5 protein-coding genes are annotated in these 3,981 nt (G+C 42.6%); 4 read left to right on the top strand and 1 reads right to left on the bottom strand.

Annotated elements, in window-relative coordinates; genetic code table 11:
• Positions 1 to 195: hypothetical protein (locus WKF69_RS11060; protein WP_340381897.1), on the top strand; the 195-nt coding region annotated here is incomplete at its 5' end.
• 6 nt (positions 196 to 201) lie between these two features.
• Here the strand turns inward: WKF69_RS11060 and WKF69_RS11055 are convergent.
• Positions 202 to 2,265: a sulfatase-like hydrolase/transferase gene (locus tag WKF69_RS11055; protein ID WP_340381895.1), complete on the bottom strand. Its 2,064-nt coding sequence runs from the start codon at positions 2,263 to 2,265 to the stop codon at positions 202 to 204.
• 147 nt (positions 2,266 to 2,412) lie between these two features.
• Between WKF69_RS11055 and WKF69_RS11050 the strand changes: the two genes are divergently transcribed.
• The 3 genes from WKF69_RS11050 to WKF69_RS11040 all read left to right on the top strand — a co-directional run.
• A complete protein-coding gene (locus WKF69_RS11050) occupies positions 2,413 to 2,805 on the top strand; it encodes a hypothetical protein (RefSeq protein ID WP_340381893.1) in 393 nt (130 codons plus the stop codon).
• Positions 2,806 to 2,942: 137 nt separating this feature from the next.
• A complete protein-coding gene (locus WKF69_RS11045) occupies positions 2,943 to 3,413 on the top strand; it encodes a DUF3347 domain-containing protein (RefSeq protein ID WP_340381891.1) in 471 nt (156 codons plus the stop codon).
• Positions 3,414 to 3,448: 35 nt separating this feature from the next.
• Positions 3,449 to 3,981: DUF3347 domain-containing protein (locus WKF69_RS11040; RefSeq protein ID WP_340381889.1), on the top strand; the 533-nt coding region annotated here is incomplete at its 3' end.

Genomic DNA, 3,981 nt, shown 5'->3' with positions numbered 1-3,981 from the left:
GCGGCCATCTGGGTGCATCAGTGGTGTATCAACAAGGCGGAGGTGCTTATAAGCCCACGGCAAGTTGCGGGGAATTTGAACGGCAGTAAAACTAAAACCTCCCAGGAAATGCTTCCTGGTTTAAGGATCAGCGAAGCACTCTTAAATTACCGCAGAAACTCAGAACTGAATCATCGAATGAATACAACCGCCTGAATTTTATCAGTTAAAATAAACAGATGCTGGTATTGTCTCTTTTTTGATATTGTCAGCACTCCATTTTATATTAAGCATTGACGTTTTAGATCCCGCTTTCGCTTTGTAGTAAACCTTTATTGGATGATACCCCGCTTTTAATTTCATAGTTGATTGTTTTTCCTCACCTGGCATATAGCCGAAGTCTTCATCAATTACAGAGGCGTCATGTATCTTCAAAAAGGCTTTGGTATCTGAAGACAGATAGAAAGTATATTCGCCATCAGCGGGAATATTTATATAACCGTCGAAGCTCATCATTCCTCCTGTCTTAGACTGAGCTTTTGGCGACGGCGTTTTACTGGAATATACAGGTTCCAAATCAGTTAATTTTGACAACCATGGATAATTGCCAGCATACAGATTCATGTTCAACCCCCGATTTACCTTACCGGGCTGAATGGACGAGATGAATTCCATATCATATGGACGAGAAGCCTCGGCATCAGCCATACGCATTTGCAGGACTCGTTCTTTCATCATCTTTTGCATTTGGACATTAGATGAAGCCAGGTTCGAACCCTGTTGCGGATCTTTTAACACATTATAAATTTCAAAATCATCATCAGCCGACTGTATATTGTAACGAACACCAACGGTATCCCCGAGCCGGATCAATTGCATCTGATTACGCTTTTTCCTTTTGTGAGCCGGTAAAAATTCCGCATAATCAGGGGTATTTCCGGGCTCAAAATACTCTATGTAAACCTGACTGCGGTCCTGCAAGCCTTTCCCGGTAAGTGATGGAAGCAAAGAGATCCCATCGGCGCGTACCGGAGCAGGCATTCCTGCTGCTTCGGCAAAAGTTGGCATCCAATCGTATGAAATACTTGGAGTTTTAATCAGGGTATTCTCTGGTATTTTTTTTGGCCACCAGGCGATAGTAGGCATTTTTACTCCACCTTCAAGCAGATCACGTTTGATACCATCGTATGGACCGAAACTGTTAAAAAAATCTGGGTTATAAGCTGCATAGGATTTAGGCAGATAAGATTCTTTTGAAGGCCCGTTATCCGAAGTGAATACCACAAGTGTATTATTATCAATTTTAAGATCTTTCAGCGTTTGTAAAAGATCTCCAATTTGATCATCAATACGGCGATTTACGCTTGCGTAGCGTTTATATGTATCAGGCCAGGCAATTTCAGGAGTGGAGGGATTTTTATCGTGATCATATGTTGCATTAGCATAGTCGGGATACATATAGGTGTCCGGCATCCCAGCCGCCGTATTAATCATCATTCCTGGCTTTCCAAGCCATTGGAGTCCACCTCTTACCCCCCCTCCCGCGGGATATGCAGCAGCAGGAAGTTCGAGTACCGCATGGGGAGTGTCATAAGCCAGGTATAGAAAGAACGGCTTGCCTGGCTCTTTACCCTTTTTATGATCTATGATATATTGTTTGGCTTTAGCAGTAAATAGGTCTCCGGTATAACATCTGTCAAGGCCTCCACTAACCACCTTATAATTTTCATAAACCTCTTTTGGATTACGATAGAGGCCCTCTTTTGGATAATGTTCGTGACCTGCATTATGTGAGATATACCCGTAATAATAGTCGAAGCCTCTTTTAAGCGGGTGGGCAGGAAAGTCGCTGGTTTTAGACTGTCCCTGCAAACCCCATTTCCCTATTGCTGCCGTGGAATAACCGGCCCGCTGAAGTACGGTACCTAAAGTATAATTATTTTCAAGCGCTTTATCAAACTGGTTATCCCGGACGTTAGCATGCCCCGGTGCGGCGCAGTATTGCTCGGGCAGCATCGCCCCCTGCGCTGCCATTTTATCTAGTTGAGGTGTTAGCAACCATGGCTCACTTCTGTCTCCTTTCTGCTTACGCTGATTTTGAAAAAAGGCACCGATATCACCATAACCCATATCATCAACAAGTATGAAAATGATATTAGGCTGAGAGTTTTTAGATTTACTTTGACCGAATATTACGTACGGGGAGCTTATTAATAAACAGATTAATGTGATTCTCAAGAAAAAACTAAGCATTTTGATGTTATCTATATATCTCATTGTTTTCATTCACAAGAAGTTATGGCTTTGCACCTTGGTAAAAGTGTTGGCTATCGATTTAGCTTTCGCAAGATCAAACACGGTAATATGTAAACTTTTACCGGAATTATATAAAAATGTCTTGAGATTTTTAATGACCTTTGTATCATCGACTGTATGAAGAAGTTCATAATCATATTATTAGCAACATTTTACCTGGGCGTTTCGTCTGGCGCAACGGTGCATCTGCATTATTGCATGGGTAAGCTAATGGATTGGAGCATGAATTATAAAAAAGCCACCAAGTGCGGCAATTGCGGCATGGAGAAGGGCGATTCAAAGGATTGCTGTAAAGACCAGCAGCATAAGCTTGAGCTGAAAGAATCTCTGAAAGCTTCAGCCATTGTCTTCCATTTTAACATATCGGCTGTAGAAGCACCTCTTGCTGCTTTTATCGGGCAGGACAAGGTCTATGTTGATCCGGTCAGTACCGGTAATTATCCAAGCAAGGCTCCGTCGCGAACGCCGGATACCCCTGTTTACCTCCGAAACTGCAGCTTCCGGATCTGATAACACGAGCGGGCAACTCTGCCTTTCTCAAACCTAATCACCCAACAATATGTATTAATTTATCAGGCTAAGCTATGATAAGTTAAATTTTATATAAACCTCATGACACTTGCATGAGTACACAAAATTTTATGATCATGAAAAAGATATTATCTATAGTAGCCCTATTGGCGGCTGCTTTAACGCAAACTGGCTTTGCTCAAAATACAAAAGTTCAAACCTCACCGGTACTTTCCTTGTATTATAATATAACCAATGCCCTGGTCAGCGGCAACGCCCTTCTTGCAGCTGCAAAAGCTGAAGAATTGAAAAAATCACTTTCCGGTGCACCGGATAACGCACCGCCTGTTGCCATTCGCGTGTTACTAACCAAAGAGGCCACCCGGATCGCCGGAACAAAAGACATAAAAGTTCAGCGGGCGGCATTTGCCGATCTGTCAACCCTAATGATCTCGACCGCAAAAACGGAAAAACTTAGCTCCGAACCTGTATACCGCGTTTACTGCCCTATGAAGAAAAGCTATTGGCTGAGTTCGGAAAAGGTGGTAAAAAACCCATATTACGGCAGTTCAATGCTTAGCTGCGGCAAAGTGGAAGCAACTTTATAGTATGATTTATTTTTAAACCTACAAAACAATCGAACATGAAAACTTTAATCTTCAGTATCGCACTTTCATCCCTGGTAATTGCTTCATGCAATAATGCCTCAAGGGACTCGGCAACACAGGGTACCAAGGACAAGGACACTATTGCCACGGTCGGCGCTGCACCAGCCAACTCTTCTTCCATCCAGGCTATTTTAGACCCTTACTTCGAAGTTAAAAATGCTTTGACGCAGGACGACGCTAAGACAGCTGCAGAGGCTGCCCAAAACCTTGTAAAGGCTTTAAAGGCATTTGATCAAAGCTCGCTGAAGGAAGAACAAAAAAAGATATATACAGATGTTTATGATGATGCACAAGAACATGCTGAACATATAAGCAGCAATGCAGCCAACATCAAACATCAGCGCGAGCATTTTGAAACTCTGAGCGATGAGGTTTATGAGCTTGCTAAAAGCGCAGGCGGAACACAAAAATTATACTATACTAACTGCCCAATGTATAATAATAATAAGGGAGCTAACTGGCTGAGCGAAACCAAAGAGGTGAAGAACCCTTATTTAGGAATGGCTAT

The sequence above is a fragment of the Daejeonella sp. genome, assembly GCF_037719425.1.
Taxonomy (GTDB): domain Bacteria; phylum Bacteroidota; class Bacteroidia; order Sphingobacteriales; family Sphingobacteriaceae; genus Daejeonella.
The sequence above is the reverse complement of the archived record's forward strand: the minus strand, read 5'-3'. Positions and strand labels throughout refer to the sequence as shown.